Origin of the sequence: Streptacidiphilus jeojiense, assembly GCF_000719095.1 — a bacterium.
Taxonomy (GTDB): Bacteria; Actinomycetota; Actinomycetes; order Streptomycetales; family Streptomycetaceae; genus Streptacidiphilus; species Streptacidiphilus jeojiensis.
This window is the reverse complement of the sequence record NZ_JOEH01000012.1, coordinates 143,948-165,630: the sequence shown is the minus strand read 5'-3', so window position 1 is coordinate 165,630 and position 21,683 is coordinate 143,948. Positions and strand designations below refer to the sequence as shown.

Genomic DNA, 21,683 nt, shown 5'->3' with positions numbered 1-21,683 from the left:
CGATCGCTGTGACGTCGGAACCGTACCCGCCGGTTCGCCCCGCACTGCGGTACCTACTGCTCCGCCTCGTGTTTCGCGGCGTCCTTGCGGGCCTTGTCCCGTGAGCGCCGGGCCGCGGACACCCAGCCGCAGCTGCAGCGTGCCGTCGCGAAGGAGCCCTTCTCCTTGACGGTCGTGCTGTGGGTCACGGCCGTTGGAGCGGTCCCGGGGATTCCGGGTGCCCCCGGCGGCCCGGGTATCGGGGACGGGGAGTCCGACTGGTCGCTGTGCACACCAGCCACGGTAACCCGGCCCGATCCGGAACCACGTCCCCCGGTGGGCCGTAACCTCCGGCACCTTCCCTCGTTGGTGCTGGGGAGCCCGGATTCGGGTGTTGGAGTTGGTGCAGGTGCTGTACGAGGGATGGGTGTGCTCCGTGGTCAACCGACAGGGCCTTCGCGCCGCAGGCGCCGTATCGGTCGCCGCCGCCATGACCGGCCTGCTGGCCGGGCTGCTGTCGGGCTGCTCCAGTGCGGGGAGCGGCAGCAGCTCCGACGCGGCCGCGGCTGCGGCGAAGGCGGGTTCCTCGGACACCCTCGCCGCGGATCCGCTGACCGCGGTCCGGAACGCCGCCGACATCACCGGCCGCACCGGTTCGGTGCAGGACACCACCACCCTGCAGACCTCCTCGCCCAGCAAGAAGGTCACCCTGCACGGGACCGGCGTGTACGACTACAGCACCCGTCTCGGCCGGATGGAGGTCACCGTCCCGCCCGGCGGCAGCACCACCGGCAAGCTCGTTGAGGTGGTCAGCCCCGGCATCGTCTACATGCAGAACAGCGGGGCCAAGGTCCCGGCGGGCAAGTGGGTGGAGGTCAACGTCCAGCAGCTGGCCGACGGGAACCTGGTGAGCAGCGGGGCGACGGATCCCGCCAGTGCCGCCAACGCCCTGCGCGGGGTGCTGACCGCGAAGCTGGTGGACTCCAGTACGGTCGGCGGCGTCCTGCTCAAGCACTACAAGGGCACCCTGGACCTGGCCAAGGCGTCGGCCGCGACCGGTGGCGGCGCCGGGGCCGGCCTCGCCCTCGGGGCCAGGACGTTCACGGTCAAGCAGGTTCCCTACGAGGTCTGGCTGGACGCGCACGGCCGGATCCACCGGATCACCGAGGACTTCACCTTCAGCCAGGTCGCCGGCTCGACCGCGGCCAAGGACCAGGTCCAGGTGGTGTCGGACTCGGTCTTCTCGGACTTCGGCGTCCCGGTGAAGGTGTCGCTGCCCGCGTCCAAGGACATCTACGGGGCCCAGTCCTCGAAGTGACGTCCCCGAAGTGACGCAGTGGGCTGCTGTGGGCCTGGCGGCTCCGGTAGTGCGGTTGTCCCAAACGGGGGGCAGGGAAATGACCCAGATGTGCCATGCGCGCCCCCAGTGCGCTCCCTACTCTGGTCGGAGGGTCGACTACTCCGTTCCCTGACGAGGAGGTGGTTCGTGTGGCTGCGCACGACCCGGTGGCCCTCGCGGAGATTGAGCTGTACGGCGAGTTGATCATCGCCGCTGCGGCCACCCCGTTCGACCGCCTCTCGCCGGACCGCATCGACCAGGTTCTCCGAGTGGCCGCGAACCGTCCGAACGATCATGCCGACGACGAGCCGGAGCGACAGCTTCCGAGGGTTCCCGCCCAGCGCGAGGGCCTCGCCTAGTCAGCTCCGCAGCAGGCGGGCGATGGCCGCCGTGGCCTCGGCGACCTTGTCGTCGCCCTCGGGCTCACCGCTGTCGACCGCTTCTGCGACACAGTGCCGCAGGTGGTCCTCCAGCAGGCTCAGCGCGAAGGACTGGAGCGCCTTGGTACTGGCCGACACCTGGGTCAGGATGTCGATGCAGTAGACGTCCTCCTCCACCATGCGCTGAAGCCCCCGGATCTGACCCTCGATCCGGCGCAGCCGCTTGATGTGCGCGTCCCGTTTGGGACTGTATCCGTGCGGACCGTGCGGGGACTCCGGGGACGGCGCCGCTTCGCCGACCGCCTCCGCTACTGCTGCCGCTGTGTTTTCCGCCACCCCTCCATCGTATGGCGTGCGGGTGGGGACGGGGCATTCGTGAAGACGCTGTGAACGCGGCGGCATCGGGGGGAAGCTTTCCGGCCGACCATCCGTCACACTGATGGTGCACAGCCCCTGCGCGGCATCCTGCTGTTCTGTAGGCGAGGATGAATCCAGGCACGGGTGCCGGCGCTGCCACCCCAGTGGACCCCAGTGGAAAGGCGGAGCCCACGCAGCGCCTAGCATCGCATCGACCGCACCCTGTACTTCGGAGACCTCTGTGCGTATTCGTCTGACCCCCCGGGAGACGAGCTTCTATGACATGTTCGCCGCATCGGCGGACAACCTTGTCACGGGCTCGAAGCTCCTGCTGGAACTGCTCGGCGCGGACGTCTCAGCGCGGCCGGAACTCGCCGAACGGATGCGCGCCGCAGAACACGCGGGCGACGACACCACGCATGCGATCTTCCACCAGTTGAACTCCTCCTTCATCACCCCGTTCGACCGGGAGGACATCTACAACCTGGCGTCGTCGCTGGACGACATCATGGACTTCATGGAGGAGGCGGTCGACCTGGTCGTCCTCTATGAGATCGAGGCCCTGCCCAAGGGCGTCGAGCAGCAGATCGAGGTGCTGGCCCGGGCCGCCGACCTGACGGCCGCGGCCATGCCCAACCTGCGCACCATGGACAACCTCGCGGAGTACTGGATCGAGGTCAACCGGCTGGAGAACCAGGCCGACCAGATCCACCGCAAGCTGCTCGCCCATCTCTTCGGCGGCAGCTACGAGGCCATCGAGGTGCTGAAGCTGAAGCAGATCGTGGACGTCCTCGAAGAGGCCGCCGACGCGTTCGAACATGTGGCGAACACGGTGGAGACCATCGCCGTCAAGGAGTCCTGAGCCCGTTGAACATGCTCGGACTGATCCTTGTCGTGGGCGTGGCGTTCGGCTTCGCCTACACCAACGGATTCCACGACTCCGCCAATGCGATCGCGACCTCGGTGTCGACCAGGGCACTGACGCCCCGGGTCGCGCTGATGATGGCCGCGGTGATGAACCTGGCCGGCGCCTTCCTCGGGGTCGGTGTCGCACAGACCGTCAGCAAGGGGATCATCGAGACGCCGCACGGCACCAAGGGGATGGTGATCCTCTGGGCGGCGCTGATCGGTGCCATCACCTGGAACCTGATCACCTGGTACTTCGGCCTGCCGTCCTCCTCCACCCATGCGCTGTTCGGCGGGATGGTGGGCGCGGCGATCGTCGGTGGCACCGACGTCTACTGGTCCGGGGTGTGGGAGAAGGTGATCATCCCGATGATCACCTCACCGGTGGTCGGCCTGATCCTCGGCTTCCTGGTGATGCTCGCCATCATGTGGATCTTCCGTCGGGCCAACCCGCACCGGGCCAAGCGCAACTTCCGGATGGCGCAGACCGTCTCGGCGGCGGCGATGGCGCTGGGCCACGGGCTCCAGGACTCGCAGAAGACCATGGGCATCGTGGTGATGGCGCTGACCATCTCCAACCACTACTCCGGCACCGACATCCCGATCTGGGTGAAGGCCAGCACCGCGCTGGCGCTGTCGCTGGGAACCTGGGCCGGCGGCTGGCGCATCATGCGCACGCTGGGCCGGAAGATCATCGAGCTGGACCCCCCGCAGGGGTTCGCCGCGGAGTCGGTCGGCGCGACGATCCTGTACGTCACGGCCTACGCCTACAAGGTGCCGGTCTCCACGACCCACATCATCACCTCGGCGATCATGGGTGTCGGCGCGACCAAGCGGGTGCGGGCCGTTCGCTGGGGCGTGGCGAAGAACATCGTGATCGGGTGGTTCCTGACGATGCCCGCTGCGGGGATCGTTGCCGCGGTGGTGTTCTGGATCAGCTGGGCGATCATCGGCTGACCCGCCGTTCGGGGTTCTCGCGCAGTTCCCCGCGCCCCTGAAAGGCCAATGGTGAAGGGCCCGCTCACAGGTGAGCGGGCCCTTCCAGTACTCCGTGGCGGCACCGCCTAGCAGCGCCACGGAGTAGTACACGCGCGCAGAGATCCGCCAGGCACCTCTTTTAGGGGCGCGGGGAACTGCGCGAACAGCAACCCCGAACGACGGGTCAGCCGAACCGCCCCGAGATGTAGTCCTCGGTGGCCTGGACCGACGGGTTGGAGAAGATCTTCTCCGTCGCATCGATCTCGATCAGCCGACCCGGCTGACCCACCGCCGAGAGGTTGAAGAACGCGGTGCGGTCGCTCACCCGCGCGGCCTGCTGCATGTTGTGGGTCACGATGACGATGGTGAACTGCTCCTTGAGCTCCCCGATCAGGTCCTCGATGGCGAGGGTGGAGATCGGGTCCAGGGCGGAGCAGGGCTCGTCCATCAGCAGGACCTGGGGCTCGACCGCGATGGCGCGGGCGATGCAGAGGCGCTGCTGCTGGCCGCCGGAGAGGCCGGCGCCGGGGCGGTCGAGGCGGTCCTTGACCTCGTTCCAGAGGTTGGCGCCCTTGAGCGAGCGCTCCACCGCCTCGTCGACCATCTTCTTGTTGCGCACCCCGTTGAGCTTGAGGCCCGCCGCCACGTTCTCCTTGATGGACATGGTGGGGAAGGGGTTGGGGCGCTGGAAGACCATGCCGACGGTGCGGCGCACGGCGACCGGGTCGATCCCGTTGCCGTACAGGTCCTCGTTGTCGAGCATGACCTTGCCCTCGACCCTGGCCCCGGGCACGACCTCGTGCATCCGGTTCAGGGTCCGCAGGAAGGTGGACTTGCCGCAGCCGGACGGGCCGATGAAGGCCGTCACGGAGCGGGGTTCGACGGTCATGGAGATGTCCTCGACCGCTCGGAAGTTGCCGTAGTAGGCGTTCAGCCCGCTGACGTCGATGCGCTTGGCCATGATGTGTGGTGTCCGTTCGATGAGTCTGGGGTGTGACGTGACCAGCCGACGCGCGTCAGCGCGAAGCCTTCGGGGCCTTCCAGCGGGCGATCCCGCGGGCGACCAGGTTGAGCAGCATGACCAGCGCGATCAGCACCAGCGCACCGCCCCAGGCCCGCGCCTCGGAGGCGTCGGTCCCGGCGGAGTACTGCTGGTACACATACAGCGGCAGTGAGGACTGCGGGTCCTTGAAGGGATTGGTGTTGATCACATCAGTGCCGAAGACCAGCATCAGGATGGGTGCGGTCTCGCCGATGATGCGGGCGATGGCCAGCATCACGCCGGTGGTGATCCCGCCGATGGCGGTGGGGAGCACGACCCGGAGGATGGTCAGCCACTTGGGCACGCCCAGCGCGAGACTGGCCTCGCGCAGCTCGTTGGGGACGAGCTTGAGCATCTCCTCGGTGGAGCGGACCACGACCGGCAGCATCAGGATCATCAGCGCCAGGCTGCCGGCGAAGCCGGTGTACTGCTGGTCGAGGATCACGATCCAGAAGGTCAGGATGAACAGGCCCGCGACGATCGAGGGGACACCGGTCATCACGTCGACGAAGAAGCTCACGGCCTTGGCCAGCGGGCCGCCGGTGCCGTACTCGACCAGGTAGACCGCGGTCAGGATGCCGAGCGGGGCGGCGACCAGGGTGGCGATGCCGACCTGCTCCAGGGTGGCGATGAGCGCGTGGTAGAGCCCGCCGCCGACCTGGTTGGGCGAGATCAGGTTCATCGAGTGGGTCAGGAAGGTGCCGTTGATGACCCCGGCGCCCTTGGAGATGGTGTAGTACAGCAGGCCGAACAGCGGCAGCAGGGCGAGCAGGAAGGCCACCCAGACCAGACTGCTGACCAGGCCGTTCTTCGCCTGGCGCGGACCCTCGACCTGACGGGCCAGCAGGTACTGGCCGACCACGAAGAAGATCGCGGCCATCAGGCCCCACTGGAGCTTGCTGGTGATGTCGAGGCCCAGGCCCAGGCCGACCGCCAGGGCGACGGCGACCACGATGGTCGCGGCCGGGGCCCAGCGGGGGAGCCGGCGCTCCTTCAGCGAACCGTTCAGCGGGGAGCGGCGCGGGGAGGTGGTGATGGTGCTCATCAGGCGTTCGCCCCCGAGTATTCCTTGCGACGGGCGATGATCAGGCGAGCACCACCGTTGACCAGCAGCGTGATGAGGAACAGGACCAGGCCGGAGGCGATCAGCGCGTCACGGCCGACACCCTGCGACTCGCCGAACTGGGTGGCGATGTTCTGGGCGATGGTGCTGCCGCCCGGGTCGGTGAGGTGGAAGCTGAGCAGCAGGCTCGGGGAGAGCACGGTGGCCACGGCCATGGTCTCGCCGAGGGCGCGGCCGAGGCCCAGCATCGAGGCGCTGATGATCCCGGAGCGGGCGAACGGGAGCACCGAGGTGCGGATGACCTCCCAGCGGGTGGCGCCGAGCGCCAGTGCCGCCTCCTCGTACATCCGGGGCACCTGCAGGAAGATCTCGCGGCTGACCGCGGTGATGATCGGCAGGATCATGATGGCCAGCAGCACGCCCACGCTGAACAGGCTGCGCGGCTGGGCGCCGGGCTGGGACTGGCCGAAGATGTAGGTCCAGCCGAAGTACTGGTTCAGCCAGGCGTTGACCCCGAGCATGTGCGGCACCAGGAACAACGCGCCCCAGAGGCCGTAGACGATGCTGGGGACGGCGGCGAGCAGGTCGATCACGTAGCCGAGGGCCTGTGCCATCCGGCGCGGTGCGTAGTGCGAGATGAACAGGGCCACCCCGATCGCCACCGGCACGGCGATGATCATGGCGATGACGGCGCTGACGACGGTGCCGAAGGCCAGTACCGCGATCCCGAAGGAGAGCGGGGCCCCTTCCTGGGTGTTCCACTCGAAGGTGGTGAGGAAGTTGCCCTGGTCGTGGCTGATCGCGTTGACGGAGCGGATGGTGAGGAAGACCGCGATGGCGGCCATCACCACCAGCAGCACGATGCCGGAGCCGCGCGAGGAGCCGGCGAAGAGCCGGTCGCCTATGCGGACCTTGCCCCTGCCCCGCTGGGGGCCGGCCAGGGCGGGAACGGTTGCGGACGTGCCGGAACCCCGCCGCGGCCCCTTGGGGCTGTCGACGAGGAGGTCGTCCTTGGAGGGTGGCACGTCCTGCGGAGGTGCCGTGTCGGGTGTGTCCATGACTTCTCCGGTCTGGGTGGCGGCGTCGTGGGGACGTCGCCTGGCGGCGGTGCACCGGACTGACGGTCGGTCGGAACTGCGGATGCGGTGGAACGGGTGGTGCAGATTCGGGTGGTGCCCGGTGGCGCCGGCCGGTCCTGTCTCCCCCCCAGGGACAGGACCGGCCGGCACCGGCTGTGGTGCTGCGTCCTACCGGGTGGGACTAGGAGAGCGCGGCGATCTCGGCGGCGACCTTGGCCTGGAGCGCGGCCGGCAGCGGGAAGTAGCCGAGCGAGCCGATCGAGCTCTGGCCGGCGGCGCTGACGGTGTAGTTCAGGAAGGCCTTCAGGGCCGGCAGGGTGGCGGCCTTGTTGCCCTTGTCGCAGACGATCTCGTAGGTCAGCAGGGTGATCGGGTAGGCACCCTCGGCCTTGGTGGCGTAGTTGAGCTTCTGCGCCAGGTCCGCGCCGGTGCCGACGGTGGTGGCGTCCGCGACCGCCGCGGAGGCGTTGGCGGCGGTGGCCTCGACCGGGGCGGAGGCGCCGGTCGCGATCTTCGCGGTGCTGATGTTGCCCGCGGTGGCGTAGGAGAGCTCGAAGTACGAGATCGCGCCCTTGACCGACTTCACCTGGGCGGCGAGGCCCGAGGAACCGGTGGCGGACTGGCCCGACTTGGCCGGCCACAGCTTGTTGGCCGTGTAGGGGAAGTCGGAGGCCGCGGTGGCCGCCAGGTAGGCGGTGAAGTTGGCGGTGGTGCCCGAGCCGTCCGAGCGGTGGAAGGTCTGGATCGCCAGGTTCGGCAGCGTGGCGGTGGGGTTGAGCGCCTTGATGGCCGCGTCGTTCCAGTTGGTGATCTTGCCGTTGAAGATCTTCGCCAGGGTGGGGGCGTCCAGGATCAGGCCGGTCACGCCGGGGACGTTGTAGCCGATCGCGATGGGGCCACCGACCATGGGCAGGTCGATCGCGGTGCCGCCGGGGCAGGCGCTCGCGGCGGCGGCGACGTCGGCCGGCTTCAGGGCGGCGTCGGAGCCGGCGAAGGCGACCTTGCCGGACTCGAAGCTGGTGATGCCGGCGCCGGAGCCGTTGGCGTTGTAGTTGACGGTCACGCCGGGGCACTTGGCCTGGAAGTCCTTGACCCACTGGGTCACGGCGTTGGCCTGGGCGGTGGAACCGGCGCCCAGCAGCTGGCCGCTGCCGCAGTCGGAGGCGGCCGCGCTGCTGGAGCCCGCGGCGGCGGTGGTGGCAGCGGCGCTGGTGTTGCTGCTGCTGGCGTTGTTGTTGTCGGAGCCGCACGCCGCGAGCGTCAGCGAGCTGACGACCGCCACGGCGCCGATGGCGAGGGCCTTGGTGCGGCCGTTCCGCTGGAGCTTCACTTGGTGTCCCTTTCTGGGGGCCGCAGGCCGGGACCACCGTTTCGGTTGGCTCTGACCTGGGGCTTCGCTGATGTCCGGGGCCTGACGACCTCCGATAACCAGGACGTTAAGCCGGTGAGGTGAAGCGCCAGGCCAGCCCAAATGAACGGAAGGTGAACCTCGGACGGACGCCGGGATACGCAGTGCGGTAGTAACGGTTTCGCCACGGTGACAGCACGACCGGATAAACCTGACGGTTTTTCAGGGACGGCGTCAGAACTGCTCGCCGAGCAGCTCCTCCAGCAGCGCGTCGACCAGCTCGCGGTCGTGCTCGTAGCTCAGCCGCTTGCGCGCCTCGGCGGCCGGCAGCCAGACCAGCCGGTCCACCTCGCGGTTGGGCGCGAAGGCCCCGCTGACCCGGACCGCGGCCCAGTAGCGCACCCGCTTGGGCCGGCCCCTGACGGTGTAGTGCCGGGTCGGCAGCCGGAAGCACAGCCGCACCCGGAGGCCGGTCTCCTCCAGCGCCTCCCGCCGGGCCGCGTCCTTGGAGCGCTCCCCGGGCTCCAGCTTGCCCTTGGGGAAGGTCCAGTCGAACCGCTTCGGCCGGTGCACCAGCGCCAGTTCCGGCTCCTCGGCCGACCCCTTCCCCGGCTGCCACAGCACCACTCCGGCGGCCCGGATCGGCTGCTGCTTGACGAGAAGGACCCGGTCGGGCGAGCGGTCGGAGTTCAGCGAGTGGTCAGCCATGCGTCGGTCAGCCATCCGGAGCGGTAGAGGTCGGGCCAGGTCGTGCCGAAGGCGTGGCGCGTGGCTTCCACCTCCAGGCGTTGATCAGCATGGACCACGCCGAGGACGTAGCCGGTGGCGGGGGTTATCCGGGGCGTCAGCGCGGCCAGGGCGGCGGCCTCGGCGGCCTCGGCCGCGTCGCGGTGCCGGCCGAGGATCCGGCCCAGCTCGGTGAGGGCCGCCAGCGGGGGGCCGGCCTGCCGGCCGAGCAGCGGTGCGCACAGCTCCAGCGCGTAGCGGGTGCGCTGCACCATGCCGTGCACCTGGCGCCAGGGCTGGTCGTCGCCGGGTTCGTGCAGGCAGTCCCCGTTGTAGGCGACGGCCGCGCGTTCCAGCGGCAGCGCCTCGGCGGCCGCGGTCAGCGCGGCGGCCTCGGCGGCGGCGCAGGAGAGCAGTTCACCGGCCGGGGCGTCGCTGCCGCCGGCCCGCAGCGGCAGGTCGGAGACCAGCAGCGTCATCCGGTCGGCCAGCGCGTGGAAGCGCGCCGAGCCCAGCTCCTGCAGGGCGGCGGTGTGGGCCCGGGAGCGGCCCAGGGTGAGCTGGCGCTCCAGCAGCGCCCGGGCCTTGGGCGCGCCCGGGTGCCGGGCCAGCAGGCCCTCGGCCTCGCGCGGACGCGGGACCGGCCCGGCGGTGGCGGCCGGCAGCTGACCGGACGGGAGCTGACCGGCGGGCAGCTGAGCGGCGTTCGCGGCGGGGTCCGTGCTGGTGAGCGAGTCCAGGCCGGCCAGCAGCCGGCTCAGCCTGCGGCCGTAGGCCCGTTCCTGGCCGAGGACGGCCCCGAGCCGGGACAGCTCCTCGCGCATCTCCCGGGCCCAGGCCGGGTCCAGCAGCGACTCGAAGGTGTGCAGCGCCGCGCCGACCCGGCGCAGCGTGTGCAGGTCCACCGAGGGCAGACCGCGCAGGAAGTCCCCGGCCTGCGTCGCGAGGTGCACCGAGAGGAGCTCGGCGGCGGAGCCGTCGTCCAGCAGCGCCGAGACCCGGCCCGGTGGGCTGCCCGGGTGCGGCCGACTCTGGTGCGTCACCCTCTTGGCAGCCGACGGGGCCTCTGCGGCCGGGGTTGCGTCGGTCATGGTGCGTAAGTCCCCGTCGTCGTCGTTGCGGTCCCCGGGCGGCCCTTCGGGGCGCCCCGGTGTGTCAGGCGGTCGAGCCACTCTGGCCCCAGCCACCGGTACTGCGCTTGCGCCGCCGCGAGTCGATCAGCAGCTCCTGGACGTTGCGCAGGGGTCTGCCCTCGGCGTCGTGGGAGTGCCTGGTCCAGGTGCCGTCGGCGCCCAGGTGCCAGGACGAGGTGTCGTCGGCGGTGCCCAGGTCCAGCAGCCCGGCGAGCTCGCTGCGGTGGCCCGGGTCGGTGACCCGCAGCAGCGCCTCGATCCGGCGGTCCAGGTTGCGGTGCATCATGTCGGCGCTGCCGATCCACACCTCGGGGTCGCCGCCGTTGCCGAAGACGAACACCCGGGAGTGCTCCAGGAACCGGCCGAGGATGCTGCGGACCCGGATGTTGTCCGAGAGTCCGGGCACTCCGGGCCGGATCGCGCAGATCCCGCGCACCCACACGTCGACTGGTACGCCGGCCTGCGAGGCGCGGTAGAGGGCGTCGATGACGGCCTCGTCCACGATGGAGTTGACCTTGATCTGGATCCGGGCAGGACGGCCGGCCCGGTGGTGGGTGATCTCGTCGTGGATCCGCTGGACCAGGCCCTGCCGCAGCGAGCGCGGGGCGACCAGCAGCCGCCGGTAGGACTCCCGGCGGGAGTAGCCGGAGAGCCGGTTGAACAGGTCCGAGAGGTCCGCGCCGACCTGCTGGTCGGCGGTGAGCACGCCCAGGTCCTCGTACATGCGGGCGGTCTTGGGGTGGTAGTTCCCGGTGCCGACGTGCGCGTAGCGGCGCAGCGTGTCGCCCTCCTGGCGGACCACCAGCGACAGCTTGCTGTGCGTCTTCAGCCCGATCAGGCCGTAGACCACGTGGCAGCCGGCCTCCTCCAGCTTGCGGGCCCACTTGATGTTGGCCTGCTCGTCGAAGCGGGCCTTGATCTCGACCAGGACCAGCACCTGCTTGCCGGACTCGGCGGCGTCGATCAGGGCGTCCACGATCGGGGAGTCGCCGGAGGTCCGGTACAGGGTCTGCTTGATGGCCAGCACGTCGGGGTCGTTGGCGGCCTGCTCCAGGAAGGCCTGCACCGAGGTGGAGAAGCTGTCGTACGGGTGGTGCAGCAGCACGTCGCGCTCGCGTACGGCGGCGAAGATGTCCGGCTGGGAGGCCGATTCGACGTCGGACAGGCCGCGCGCGGTGCTCGCGATGAACGCCGGGTACTTCAGCTCGGGCCGGTCCAGCCCGGCGATGGCGAACAGCCCGGTCAGGTCCAGCGGCCCGGGCAGCGGGTACACCTCGGACTCGGAGATGTTCAGCTCGCGGACCAGCAGGTCGAGGACGTAGGGGTCGATGGACTCCTCGACCTCCAGCCGCACCGGCGGCCCGAAGCGGCGCCGCATCAGCTCCTTCTCCAGGGCCTTGAGGATGTTCTCGGTGTCGTCCTCCTCGACCTCGAGGTCCTCGTTGCGGGTCACCCGGAAGGCGTGGTGCTCCAGCACCTCCATGCCCGGGAAGAGCTCCTCCAGGTAGGCGCCCATCACGTCCTCCAGCGGGACGTAGCGCTGCGGCGAGGCCTCCAGGAAGCGGTGCAGCGACTGCGGGACCTTGACCCTGGCGAAGTGCTTGTGGCCGCTGATCGGGTTGCGCACCACCACGGCCAGGTTGAGCGACAGGCCGGAGATGTAGGGGAACGGGTGCGCCGGGTCGACCGCGAGCGGGGTGAGCACCGGGAAGATCTGCTGCCGGAACAGGACCAGCAGCCGGCCCTGCTCCTTGTCGGTCAGATCGCTCCAGCGCACCAGTTCGATGCCCTCGGCGGCCAGCTCGGGCAGCAGGTCCTGCTGGAAGCAGGCGGCGTGCCGGGCCATCAGCTCCCGGGACCGGCCCCATATCTTCTCCAGCACCTCGCGCGGCTGGAGCCCTGCGGCCGAACGGGTGGCGACGCCGGTGGCGATCCGGCGCTTCAGGCCGGCCACGCGGACCATGAAGAACTCGTCCAGGTTGCTGCCGAAGATCGCCAGGAACTTGACCCGTTCCAGCAGCGGGGTCTCCGGGTCTTCGGCGAGCTCCAGCACCCGCTCGTTGAACGCCAGCCAGCTGCGCTCCCGGTCCAGGAAGCGGTTGGCGGGCAGTTCCTCCTCGAACTCGGCGAACTCGGCGAGCTCCCGGCTGTCCGGGAGCAGCGTCGGGACGCCGTTGGCGGACACGGCGGTGGTCGCAGGGGTGGTGGCCGGTGTGGCGGCAGGTCGGGCGGCGGTCATGGTGGGCAGCTCCTCCTGCAGGGTGTCCGGCATCGTCGTTGCCCCTGCGGCTTGCATTTCGTGATCTTTGCAACGGCGTCTGAACTGGAAGTGAATAGCGGGTGGCCTACAGGAAAGCTGACGCGGACGCCTCAGCGCGGGCCACTCAGTCGCTGCTCAGCCGGTACATCAGGTCCACCTCGTACACCGTGAAGCCCAGTTTCTCGTATACCCGCACGGCGGCCGGGTTATCGGCGTCCACGTAGAGCAGCACCGTGTCGAGGCCCCGGTCCCGGCCCAGGTAGCGCAGCCCGACCGAGGTCAGCGCCCTGCCGAGGCCGTTGCCCTGCTCGGAAGGACTGACCCCGACGACATAGACCTCTCCCATGTCCCCCTCCACCTTGGTCCAGTGGAAGCCGACCAGCTCGTCGCCGCGGGTGGCCAGGAAGAACCCGGCCGGGTCGAACCAGGGCTCGGCGAGCCGTTCGGCCAGGTCCTGCTCGGTCCAGCCGCCCTGCTCGGGGTGGTGGGCGAAGGCGGCGGCGTTGAGCGCCAGCCAGGCCCCGTCGTCCTGGCCCGGACGGAAGCTGCGCAGTTCGACGCCCTCGGGGAGGGTGATCTCCAGGTCCTCCACCGGGAGCGGGCGGCGCATCTGCCGCAGCTCCCGCACCAGCTCGAAGCCCAGCTCCTCGGCCAGCCGCCGGGCCCCGGGGTGGCCGCCGTGCGCCCAGGCCGTGGTGGCACCGGCCGCGACGGCGGCCTGCGCCAGCGCCCGTCCGTGGCCCCGGCGGCGCCGGGCCGGGGCCACCGCCAGCTCGGCCGTGCCGGAGCCGTCCACCTGGGCGTAGCCGACCAGCTCGCCGTCGTCGTCCCGCTGCAGCAGGTGCCGCACCCCGGGCCTGGGGTTCCGCAGCGCCAGCCGCCCCTGCTCCGAGACGGCCGTCCGGCCGTCGCTCCGCTCCGCCGTCGCCAGCAGCAGCTGTATCGCCGCCAGCTCCGACCCGTCCACCGTCTCGACCACCTGAACCGCGTCCATCCTGCGACTCTAGGCCGCTCCGTCCACCGCCCGCACCGGCACCACCGCGATGGCGGCCACTCCGCAGACGGCCGCGCAGGCGAAGGCGGTGCCGTAGCCGGAGGCGCTGATCAGCGCGCCGACCACCGGCGGGGCCAGCGAGGCGGTCAGGTTCTGGCCGATGTTCTGCACGCCCAGGGCCCGGCCGGCCCAGCGGGGCCCGGCCAGCTCGGCCACCGAGGTGAACGACAGCCCGTTGGTGCTGGCGGAGAGCCCGCAGAGCAGGACCAGCAGCACCACCGACGCCGCCGAGGGCCACCACTGCGCGCAGGCGGCCAGCAGCAGCGAGGCGGCGCCCACCGCGCCTGCCAGCGCCCGCATCGGCCGCAGCCGGCTGCCGACCGCGTCGGACCAGCGGCCGGCGCCGATCCGGCAGCAGGCGGCCAGGGCCTGCCCGCAGGCCATCAGCTGGCCGGCCGCGACCGGCGACCAGTGCCGGACGTCGGTCAGGAAGACCAGCCCGAAGGCGCCCACGGTGAACTGCGGCCACACCATCAGCGCGCTGGCCCCGTGGATCCGCCACAGCGTCCGCGAGCCCCGGTACGGCGAGGCCGGACGGGCGCCGCCGGGGGCGGTCCGCGGCGGCCGGGGAGGGTCCACCACCAGCAGCGCCACCAGCACGGTCATCACCGCGCTCAGCAGGGTCACGAACAGCAGCGCGCCGCGCAGCCCGTACGCCGCCGCCAGCGGGGGCATCGACACCGCCGCCACCAGCATCCCCAGCGGGGTGGAGGTCTGCCTGATGCCCATCGCCAGTCCGCGCTGCTCCGGCGGGAACCAGCCCAGCACGACCCGTCCGCTGGCCGCCGACACCGAGGCCCCGGCCGCGCCCGCCAGCGCGAACATCAGGCCCAGCAGCACCAGGCCGTGGACCAGCAGGGCGGCGGTCAGCGCCAGCGTCGCCAGCCCCAGGCCGGACGCCAGCACCACCCGCTCGCCGTAGCGGTCGGCGGCGGCGCCCCACGCGTACAGGGCCAGCAGCAGTCCGACGGTCGGGCAGGCCACCAGCAGTCCGGCCTGCGAGAGGCTCAACCGCTCGCTGCCGCGGAGCACCGGAATCAGATAGGGAAGCCCGTAGACGAAGGCGAACGAGCTGGTCTGCGCGGCGGTGCCGAGCGCCAGCATCAGCCAGCGCCGGCTGCCGCCCCCGGCCGTCGCGGCCGTCCCGGTACCGGCCTTCGTGTCGGTGATCCCCATGGCTGTGCCTCCCCGCAGTCGCTTCTGCCTGCGGGGCCATCATGGCGGACCATCCAGTTGTTGGGACAGATCGTCTCAGATCCCGGACTTCAGCTCCTCGTCCGCGGTGATCTGCGGGGTGTTCTGCACGGTCGGCGGGGTCGGCGGCGGGGGCGTGGGAGCCCCGGGCAGCTGCACCGTCGCCAGCGCGCCGCCGGTCGAGCCGTCCGGCCCGGGCGCCGCCGCGGCCAGCGAGACCTCGCCGCCGGCGTCGCGGATGGTCTGCGCGACGATGGCCAGGCCCAGGCCCGACCCCGGCATCTGCCGGGCGGAGGGGGAGCGCCAGAAGCGGTCGAAGACGTGCGGCAGGTCCTCGGTCGGGATACCCGGACCGTGGTCCCGCACCGTCAGGGTGCCGAAGCGGAGCGTGACGTCGATGCTGCCGCCGGGCGGGCTGAACTTCACCGCGTTGTCCAGCAGGTTGATCACCGCACGCTCCATCGAGTGCGCGTCGGCCCGTACGTACCAGGGCCGCAGCTCGACGTTGAAGACCAGCCCGGGACCGCGCAGACGGGCCCGGTCCAGCGCGCGGGCGGCGATGTCGTGCAGCGGCAGCACCTCCAGCGGCTTGGAGCCCTTCGGCCGGGACGGCCGGGACAGCTCCAGCAGGTCCACGATCAGCGTGGACAGCTCCACCATCTGAGCCTTCATATTGCCGAGCATCCGGTTGCGGGTCGCCTCCGGCAGCGCCCGCCCGGTCTCCTCGCTGCGCACCAGCAGGTCGACATTGGTCCGCAGCGAGGTCAGCGGGGTGCGCAGCTCGTGCCCGGCGTCCGCGATCAGCTGCGACTGCCGGTCCCGGGAACTGGCCAGTGCGGTGCTCATGGAGTTGAAGGACTCGCTCAGCCGGGCGATCTCGTCCTTACCGGACACTGCGATCGTGGTTCCCAGCTCCTCGGTGCGGGCGATGTGCTCCACGGCCTCGGTCAGCCGGTCCACCGGTCGCAGCGCGGTGCGGGCCACCCACAGCGCCGCGGCTGCGGATCCGATGATCACCAGCAGCGACACCCCGGCCATGATCAGGGCGAGCTTGTCCAGGGCGTCCTGGACCGGCGCCAGCGGCTGGGCGACGGCGATGGCGAGGTTCATGTCGGTGCCGTTGACGTTGTAGCTGCCGACGCTCACCGTGTAGATGCGCACCGAGGCACCGCCCACGGTGGTGCCGTTCCGCAGGCTGCTCCGCGCGTTCGGACCCGAGGTGCCGCTGGAGGCGATGGCGTAGTCCGACGCGGTGGGCTTGATCGTGCTGTCGGAGTTGGTCGGACAGGACGTCCCGGTCGACATGATCAGCGTCGTGCTGTTCTGCACCGGCTCCTGGTCCACCTTGGAGCAGGCCCTGGCCACGTAGTTCAGCGTCCCGACCGGGTTCGGGTTGACCGACGACTGCAGGGTCGCGTCCACCTGACTGATCATCTGGTCCTTCGCGAAGAACCAGCTCACGGCGGCACAGAGCAGTACGGCCACGGCCACGGCCACGGCGGACATCAGTGCCAGCCGGCCCCGCAGCGTCATCCGGTTGAGCCAGCCGCCGCTGCGGGACCGCTTGGCGGGTTCCTCGGCGGCGGGCTCCTCGGCGGCGGGTTCCTCCGCGGCGACAGCCGTGTCCGCGCTCACGTCCCGCTACCTGCGCGGAGCGCGTACCCCACGCCGCGGACCGTGTGCACCAGCCGGGGCATCCCGCCGGCCTCGGTCTTGCGGCGCAGGTACATCACGTACACGTCCAGCGAGTTCGACGACGGTTCGAAGTCGAAGCCCCAGACGGCCTTGAGGATCTGCTCGCGGGTCAGCACCTGGCGCGGGTGCGCCAGGAACATCTCCAGCAGCATGTACTCGGTGCGGGTCAGCTCCACCGGCTGGCCCGCCCGGGTCACCTCGCGGGTGGTGGTGTTCATCCGCAGGTCCTCGAAGGCGAGCACCTCGTCCTCGGCCGCGCCGCCGACCCCGGCCGCCTGGGCGATGGAGTTGCGCCGCAGCAGCGCCCTGACCCTGGCCAGCAGCTCGTCCAGTTCGAACGGCTTGGCCAGGTAGTCGTCGGCGCCCACGTCCAGACCGGTGACCCGGTCGCCCACCGCGTCCCGGGCCGTCAGCATCAGCACCGGGACGGTGTCCCCGCGGGACCGCAGCCGGCGGACGGTGGTCAGACCGTCCATCCGCGGCATCATGATGTCCAGCAGCACCAGGTCGGGCGACTTCTCGGCGATGGCGTCCAACGCCTCCAAGCCGTCCGAGGCGGTGGTCACCTCGTAGCCCTCGAAGGCGAGGCTGCTCTCCAGGGCGTCGCGCAGCGCGGGCTCGTCGTCGACGACCAGGACACGGGCGAGCGCGTCCTCGGTCGACGACGGGTCGTTGGCTGCGGGCTGCGCGGCGGAGGCACTCATCTGGCTGTTTCCTCGGATTCCTCGGGTACGGACACGATGGCATCTGTCCGCGATTGTCCGTCACGGGCAGGCCCCGCGTCAGGACGACGTCGTGTCGTGACTCCGCGACTTCGCGCCGCGGGCGTCAGGAGGTGATGTTCTGCCCGGCCTGGAGCTGCGGCAGGACCGCCTTCACCGCGTTGATCGGGATGGCGAAGCCCAGGCCGACGCTGCCGGCCTCGCTGCTGGAGCTGCTGCTGGAGGACGAGCTGTACATCGAGGCGTTGATCCCGATGACCTCCCCGGAGCTGTTGAGCAGCGGGCCGCCGGAGTTGCCGGGGTTGAGCGAGGCGTCGGTCTGGATCGCGCTGTAGGTCGCGGTCTGGCTGCTGGAGGAGCTGCCGGAGCCGGAGGAACCGCTGCCGCCCTGCTCACCGGACCAGCTCGGGAAGCCGAAGCCGCCGTTGGACTGGGTGGTGCTCTCGCTGACGTCCACGGTGACCTTGCGGTTCAGCGCGCTGACGATGCCGGAGGTGACGGTGCCGGTGAGGCCGTCCGGGTTGCCGATGGCGACCACGGAGTCGCCGATCGCGACCGAGCTGGAGTCGCCGAGCGAGGCGGGCTTGAGGCCGCTGACGTTCTCCGCCTTGATCACGGCGACGTCCAGGCCGGCGTCGGTGCCCACGATGCTGCCGGTGGCGGTCTTGCCGTCACTGAAGGTGATCTTGATGGTGGCGCTGCTGTCGCTCGCCGCCGCGGAGATCACGTGGTAGTTGGTCAGGATCTGGCCGGTGGAGGTCAGGATGATGCCGGTGCCGATGTCCTCGCTGTTGCCCGAGTCCACCGTGATCTGCACGGTGCTGGGCGTGACGGCGGACGCTATCGCGGCGGTGTTGCTGGTGGTCTTGGAGTCGGAGGTGACCACCGCGCCGGTGCTGTAGTTGGCGGTGGTGCTGCGCTGGGCGCTGATCACACCGCCGGCGACCCCGCCGGCCAGCGCGGAGACCAGTGCCACGGCCGCCACCAGGGCGATCGGACGGCGCAGCAGGCTGCGCTTCTTCGGGGCGGGCTCGGCCGCGTGGTGGGCGAGCTCGCCGGGGCCGCCGTCACCGGTGCCGCCCCAGCCACTGCCGCCCGCGTACGGCGCGGGGGCGGGCATCGGGGGGCCGGGGAGCGGTGCGGGGTTGCCGGGGAAGACGGTGCCCTCGATGGGCGCCTCGCCGTAGTGGGCCGCCGGCGCGTGCTCCGGCATGGGGGGCAGCGGCACCGTCGGGTCGACGCCCGCGCCGTCACCACTGGTGTAGGGGTACACGCCCGGCTCGGGGGCGCCTTCAGAATTCCGGTGCGTCTCGCTCATGGCTTCAATTTCCGCCCGCAACATGAGAGCCCACTGAGAGCAAGCTCATAGCCCCACGAAAGAATCAAGGCCCATGCTCCGCTCAGATGAGTGTCGGCTCCACGCCGGGTCAGAGCTGCGCTCCGGCCCTCCGACGGTACGTTCCGCCCGGCCTATCCGCAGCCGCAGGAGCGCCTGGTCACCAGCCTGCTGGGGAAGCGCCGCACCCGCGGCGTGTCCGATCCCGGCACCAGCAGCGAGTCGTCCAGCACCAGGTCCACCGCGGCCTTGGCCATGGCGTCCCGGTCCGAGGCGATGGTGGTCAGCGGCGGGTCGCAGAACGCCGCTTCGGGGATGTCGTCGAAGCCGGCCAGGGCCAGGTCCTCGGGGATCCTGACGCCGACCTCGCGCGCCGCCCTGGCCACGCCGATGGCCTGGTCGTCGGTGGAGCAGAAGATCGCCGGGGGGCGGTCGGGGGAGCGCAGCAGCTCCACGGCGACGGCCCTGGCCCCGTAGCGGTCGAAGGGCGCGTCGATGAGCCGGCCCTCGGTGCCCAGGCCCGCCGCGCTCATGGCCCGGCGCCAGCCCTCGATGTGGTCGATCACCGGGTCGCCCGGGGCGGGCGAGGCGACCGGGCCGCCGAAGCAGGCCACATAGGGGTGCCCGTGCCCGAGCAGGTGCTCGACGGCCAGTTGGGCGCCGCCCACGTCGTCGGTGACCACGGCGACGTCCTCGGCGCTCTCCGGGCGGCGGTGCAGCAGCACTACCCGGGAGTCGTCCTGGGCCGCGAACTCGGTCGCGGCCTGCTGCGAGGGTCCCTGGCTGATCAGGATCAGCCCGGAGACGCGCATGCCCAGGAAGGCCCGGACGTAGTGCATCTCACGGTCGCCGACGTAGTCGGAGTTCCCTATCAGCACGATCTTGCCGCGCTCCGAGGCCACCCGTTCCACCGCGTGCGAGAGCTCGGCGAAGAACGGCTGGCGGGCGTCGGGCACGACCATGCCGATGAGGTTGGTACGGCGGCTCGCCATCGCCTGGGCGACGCTGTTGGGGCGGTAGCCGAGTTGCGCTATCGCCGCGAGCACGCGTTCGCGGGTCGCCGGGGCGACCGGGCGGGGGCCATTGTTGATGACGTAGCTGACGACCGCGGTCGAGGTCCCTGCCAGCCTGGCCACGTCGTCGCGGGTCACCTTGGGCACGGCGGCAGTCTACGCGCCTCACCGAACTGTGGTGGACCTGTCCAGAACCGAGCACTCCGGTCGGTGACCGAGCGGGCGTGCGGAAGGTGTCCGGAAGCCCCCGGACACCTTCCGCACGCCCGCTGGAACGGAGCGGCGGCTCAGACCTCCGCGTCCGCCTCGATCGGCTCGACGGCACCGACGGCCGGCGGGAACGCAGCGTCTCCGTCGGGGCGGGGGATGCTCCCCTTGTCGCCCTTCTCCGGCACCACGAAGCGGTAGCCGACGTTGCGCACCGTGCCGATCAGCTGCTCGTGCTCCGGGCCGAGCTTCGCCCGCAGCCGGCGGACGTGCACGTCCACGGTGCGGGTGCCGCCGAAGTAGTCGTAGCCCCAGACCTCCTGCAGCAGCTGCGCCCGGGTGAAGACCCGGCCGGGGTGCTGCGCCAGGTACTTGATGAGCTCGAACTCCTTGAAGGTCAGGTCCAGCACCCGGCCCTTGAGCTTGGCGCTGTAGGTCGCCTCGTCCACGGACAGGTCGCCGTTGCGGATCTCCATCGGGCTGTCGTCCTGGACCACCTGCATCCGGCCGGTGGCCAGCCGCAGCCGCGCCTCGACCTCGGCCGGGCCGGCCGTGTCCAGCAGCACGTCGTCGATGCCCCACTCGGCGGTGACGGCGGCCAGGCCGCCCTCGGTCACGATCAGGACCACCGGCGCACCGGGTCCGGTGGAGCGGATCAGCTGGCACAGGCTGCGGATGTGCGGCAGGTCGCGGCGGCCGTCGACGAGGACCACATCGGCACTGGGGGTGTCCACGAGGGCGGAGCCCTCGGCGGGGGCCACGCGTACGTTGTGCAGCAGCAGGCCGAGTGCGGGCAGTACCTCGGCGGACGGCTGCAGGGCGTTGGTGAGCAGCAGCAGAGAACTCATACCCGGTTAGTCCCCTTTCCGGGTGGGACGGTGAGGGTGGCGGCTCCGTGGGTTCCGGCCGGGCACACGGCGTTGTGCGTTCCGTCCGGAGAAGCCTCTCGCAGGTCACGCGTTCAGGATCTGTAACCACAAAAGGACCCGGGGGCGACTCTGCCCGGATCCCTTGGAGAAGGAGAATAGCCCACATGGACGCTGTCGCGAAGGGTCTGACCAGGACTGGTACGGATGTGCGGCCATGGAACGCCCCCGCCGAAGCACTGCTGCTGACTGTCGACGGCGTACGTATCCATGCAGCTCACCGCCCGCTGAGCGGTTCCGGGGAGTCCGCTGGGAGGGACCTCGCGGTGGTCGTCGCGCACGGCTTCACCGGCGCGGTGGAACGGCCCGCGCTGCAACGCGCCGCCGGGGTGCTGTCCCAGTATGCGGGCGTGGTGACCTTCTCCTTCCGCGGCCACGGCAGGTCCGGCGGGCTGTCCACGGTCGGCGACCGGGAGGTGGACGACCTCCAGGCCGCCGTCGACTGGGCCCGCTCGCTGGGTTACCGCCGGATCGTCACCGCCGGCTTCTCCATGGGCGGCGCGGTGGTGGTCCGCCACGCCGCGCTGTACGGGGGAGTGGCGGCGGTGGCCACGGTCAGCGCGCCGGCCCGCTGGTACTACCGGGGCACCGTCCCGATGCGGCGGCTGCACTGGGTGGTGATGCGCCCGCTGGGCCGGGTGGTGGGCCGGCTCGGGCTGCGGACCCGGATCGACCCCAAGGAGTGGCAGGAGATCCCGGTGCCGCCGGTGGAGGCGGCGGCGCTGCTGGCCGAACGGGGCATCCCGCTGCTGGTGGTGCACGGGGACAGCGACCCCTACTTCCCGCTGGACCACCCGCGCTCGCTGCATCGGGCCGCCGCCGCGAAGGGCAGCTCGCAGCTCTGGATCGAGCCCGGCTTCGGCCACGCCGAGAACGCGGCGGACGAGGCGTTGCTCGAACGTGTGGGCGAGTGGCTGACCAGCGAGCGGTGACGGAAGCGGGTCCA

General features: G+C 71.0%; 21 protein-coding genes. 5 read left to right on the top strand and 16 right to left on the bottom strand.

Annotated elements, in window-relative coordinates; translation table 11 throughout:
• Nucleotides 1–53: 53 nt before the first annotated feature.
• Entirely contained in the window at nucleotides 54–188 is a 135-nt protein-coding gene (locus IF29_RS48525; RefSeq protein WP_269665010.1) for a hypothetical protein, read from the bottom strand.
• 227 nt (nucleotides 189–415) lie between these two features.
• Here IF29_RS48525 and IF29_RS0118250 point away from each other — a divergent pair, with 227 nt between their 5' ends.
• Together IF29_RS0118250 and IF29_RS42115 are read left to right on the top strand one after the other, a co-directional pair.
• The gene (locus tag IF29_RS0118250; protein WP_030255862.1) at nucleotides 416–1,297 is read left to right on the top strand and encodes an SCO4651 family lipoprotein; all 882 of its coding nucleotides are present in this window, start codon (nucleotides 416–418) and stop codon (nucleotides 1,295–1,297) included.
• Between the two features lie 161 nt (nucleotides 1,298–1,458).
• On the top strand, nucleotides 1,459–1,677 hold the full coding sequence (locus IF29_RS42115) for a hypothetical protein (protein ID WP_037595657.1): 219 nt from the start codon (nucleotides 1,459–1,461) through the stop codon (nucleotides 1,675–1,677).
• Here the strand turns inward: IF29_RS42115 and IF29_RS0118240 are convergent, their stop codons facing one another.
• Nucleotides 1,678–2,034 carry a metal-sensitive transcriptional regulator gene (locus IF29_RS0118240; protein ID WP_030255860.1) on the bottom strand — a complete coding sequence of 119 codons (357 nt, stop codon included), beginning with the start codon at nucleotides 2,032–2,034 and terminating at the stop codon, nucleotides 1,678–1,680.
• Between the two features lie 262 nt (nucleotides 2,035–2,296).
• Between IF29_RS0118240 and IF29_RS0118235 the strand changes: the two genes are divergently transcribed.
• Nucleotides 2,297–2,917 carry a DUF47 domain-containing protein gene (locus IF29_RS0118235; RefSeq protein WP_030255858.1) on the top strand — a complete coding sequence of 207 codons (621 nt, stop codon included), beginning with the start codon at nucleotides 2,297–2,299 and terminating at the stop codon, nucleotides 2,915–2,917.
• A gap of 11 nt (nucleotides 2,918–2,928) precedes the next feature.
• The gene (locus IF29_RS0118230; protein WP_380525323.1) at nucleotides 2,929–3,918 is read left to right on the top strand and encodes an inorganic phosphate transporter; all 990 of its coding nucleotides are present in this window, start codon (nucleotides 2,929–2,931) and stop codon (nucleotides 3,916–3,918) included.
• A 205-nt stretch (nucleotides 3,919–4,123) separates the two neighbouring features.
• On the opposite strand, the gene pstB is transcribed toward IF29_RS0118230, so the two are convergent.
• The 14 genes from pstB to IF29_RS0118160 all read right to left on the bottom strand — a co-directional run bounded on the left by pstB (nucleotide 4,124) and on the right by IF29_RS0118160 (nucleotide 20,659).
• Nucleotides 4,124–4,900: a phosphate ABC transporter ATP-binding protein PstB gene (gene pstB / locus IF29_RS0118225; protein ID WP_030255854.1), complete on the bottom strand. Its 777-nt coding sequence runs from the start codon at nucleotides 4,898–4,900 to the stop codon at nucleotides 4,124–4,126.
• 55 nt (nucleotides 4,901–4,955) lie between these two features.
• Nucleotides 4,956–6,026 carry a phosphate ABC transporter permease PstA gene (gene pstA, locus IF29_RS0118220; RefSeq protein WP_030255851.1) on the bottom strand — a complete coding sequence of 357 codons (1,071 nt, stop codon included), beginning with the start codon at nucleotides 6,024–6,026 and terminating at the stop codon, nucleotides 4,956–4,958.
• On the bottom strand, nucleotides 6,026–7,102 hold the full coding sequence (pstC, locus tag IF29_RS0118215) for a phosphate ABC transporter permease subunit PstC (RefSeq protein WP_084714484.1): 1,077 nt from the start codon (nucleotides 7,100–7,102) through the stop codon (nucleotides 6,026–6,028). The genes pstA and pstC overlap by 1 nt, the downstream gene beginning before the upstream one ends.
• Before the next feature lie 202 nt (nucleotides 7,103–7,304).
• Entirely contained in the window at nucleotides 7,305–8,453 is a 1,149-nt protein-coding gene (gene pstS, locus IF29_RS0118210) for a phosphate ABC transporter substrate-binding protein PstS (RefSeq protein WP_030255845.1), read from the bottom strand.
• Nucleotides 8,454–8,705: 252 nt separating this feature from the next.
• Nucleotides 8,706–9,179 carry an NUDIX hydrolase gene (locus IF29_RS0118205; RefSeq protein WP_051725468.1) on the bottom strand — a complete coding sequence of 158 codons (474 nt, stop codon included), beginning with the start codon at nucleotides 9,177–9,179 and terminating at the stop codon, nucleotides 8,706–8,708.
• Entirely contained in the window at nucleotides 9,161–10,288 is a 1,128-nt protein-coding gene (locus IF29_RS0118200) for a CHAD domain-containing protein (RefSeq protein ID WP_051725467.1), read from the bottom strand. Before IF29_RS0118200 ends, IF29_RS0118205 begins: the two co-directional genes overlap by 19 nt.
• A gap of 64 nt (nucleotides 10,289–10,352) precedes the next feature.
• Nucleotides 10,353–12,569 (bottom strand): RNA degradosome polyphosphate kinase, encoded by a 2,217-nt coding sequence (locus IF29_RS0118195; RefSeq protein ID WP_380525310.1) that lies wholly within the window; start codon nucleotides 12,567–12,569, stop codon nucleotides 10,353–10,355.
• Between the two features lie 145 nt (nucleotides 12,570–12,714).
• Nucleotides 12,715–13,584, bottom strand: coding sequence for a mycothiol synthase (gene mshD, locus IF29_RS0118190; protein WP_030255835.1), 870 nt, complete (start codon nucleotides 13,582–13,584; stop codon nucleotides 12,715–12,717).
• A gap of 9 nt (nucleotides 13,585–13,593) precedes the next feature.
• Nucleotides 13,594–14,820: an MFS transporter gene (locus IF29_RS0118185; RefSeq protein ID WP_030255832.1), complete on the bottom strand. Its 1,227-nt coding sequence runs from the start codon at nucleotides 14,818–14,820 to the stop codon at nucleotides 13,594–13,596.
• A 75-nt stretch (nucleotides 14,821–14,895) separates the two neighbouring features.
• Entirely contained in the window at nucleotides 14,896–16,371 is a 1,476-nt protein-coding gene (locus IF29_RS0118180; protein ID WP_051725478.1) for a sensor histidine kinase, read from the bottom strand.
• A gap of 98 nt (nucleotides 16,372–16,469) precedes the next feature.
• Nucleotides 16,470–17,237 carry a response regulator transcription factor gene (locus IF29_RS0118175; RefSeq protein WP_030255828.1) on the bottom strand — a complete coding sequence of 256 codons (768 nt, stop codon included), beginning with the start codon at nucleotides 17,235–17,237 and terminating at the stop codon, nucleotides 16,470–16,472.
• 124 nt (nucleotides 17,238–17,361) lie between these two features.
• Nucleotides 17,362–18,573: a S1C family serine protease gene (locus tag IF29_RS0118170; protein WP_030255827.1), complete on the bottom strand. Its 1,212-nt coding sequence runs from the start codon at nucleotides 18,571–18,573 to the stop codon at nucleotides 17,362–17,364.
• A gap of 152 nt (nucleotides 18,574–18,725) precedes the next feature.
• Nucleotides 18,726–19,751: a LacI family DNA-binding transcriptional regulator gene (locus IF29_RS0118165; protein WP_030255825.1), complete on the bottom strand. Its 1,026-nt coding sequence runs from the start codon at nucleotides 19,749–19,751 to the stop codon at nucleotides 18,726–18,728.
• A 140-nt stretch (nucleotides 19,752–19,891) separates the two neighbouring features.
• The gene (locus IF29_RS0118160) at nucleotides 19,892–20,659 is read right to left on the bottom strand and encodes a response regulator transcription factor (protein WP_030255823.1); all 768 of its coding nucleotides are present in this window, start codon (nucleotides 20,657–20,659) and stop codon (nucleotides 19,892–19,894) included.
• Between the two features lie 185 nt (nucleotides 20,660–20,844).
• On the opposite strand from IF29_RS0118160, the gene IF29_RS0118155 reads away from it, so the two are divergent.
• Entirely contained in the window at nucleotides 20,845–21,669 is an 825-nt protein-coding gene (locus IF29_RS0118155) for an alpha/beta hydrolase (RefSeq protein ID WP_084714481.1), read from the top strand.
• Nucleotides 21,670–21,683 lie beyond the last annotated feature (14 nt).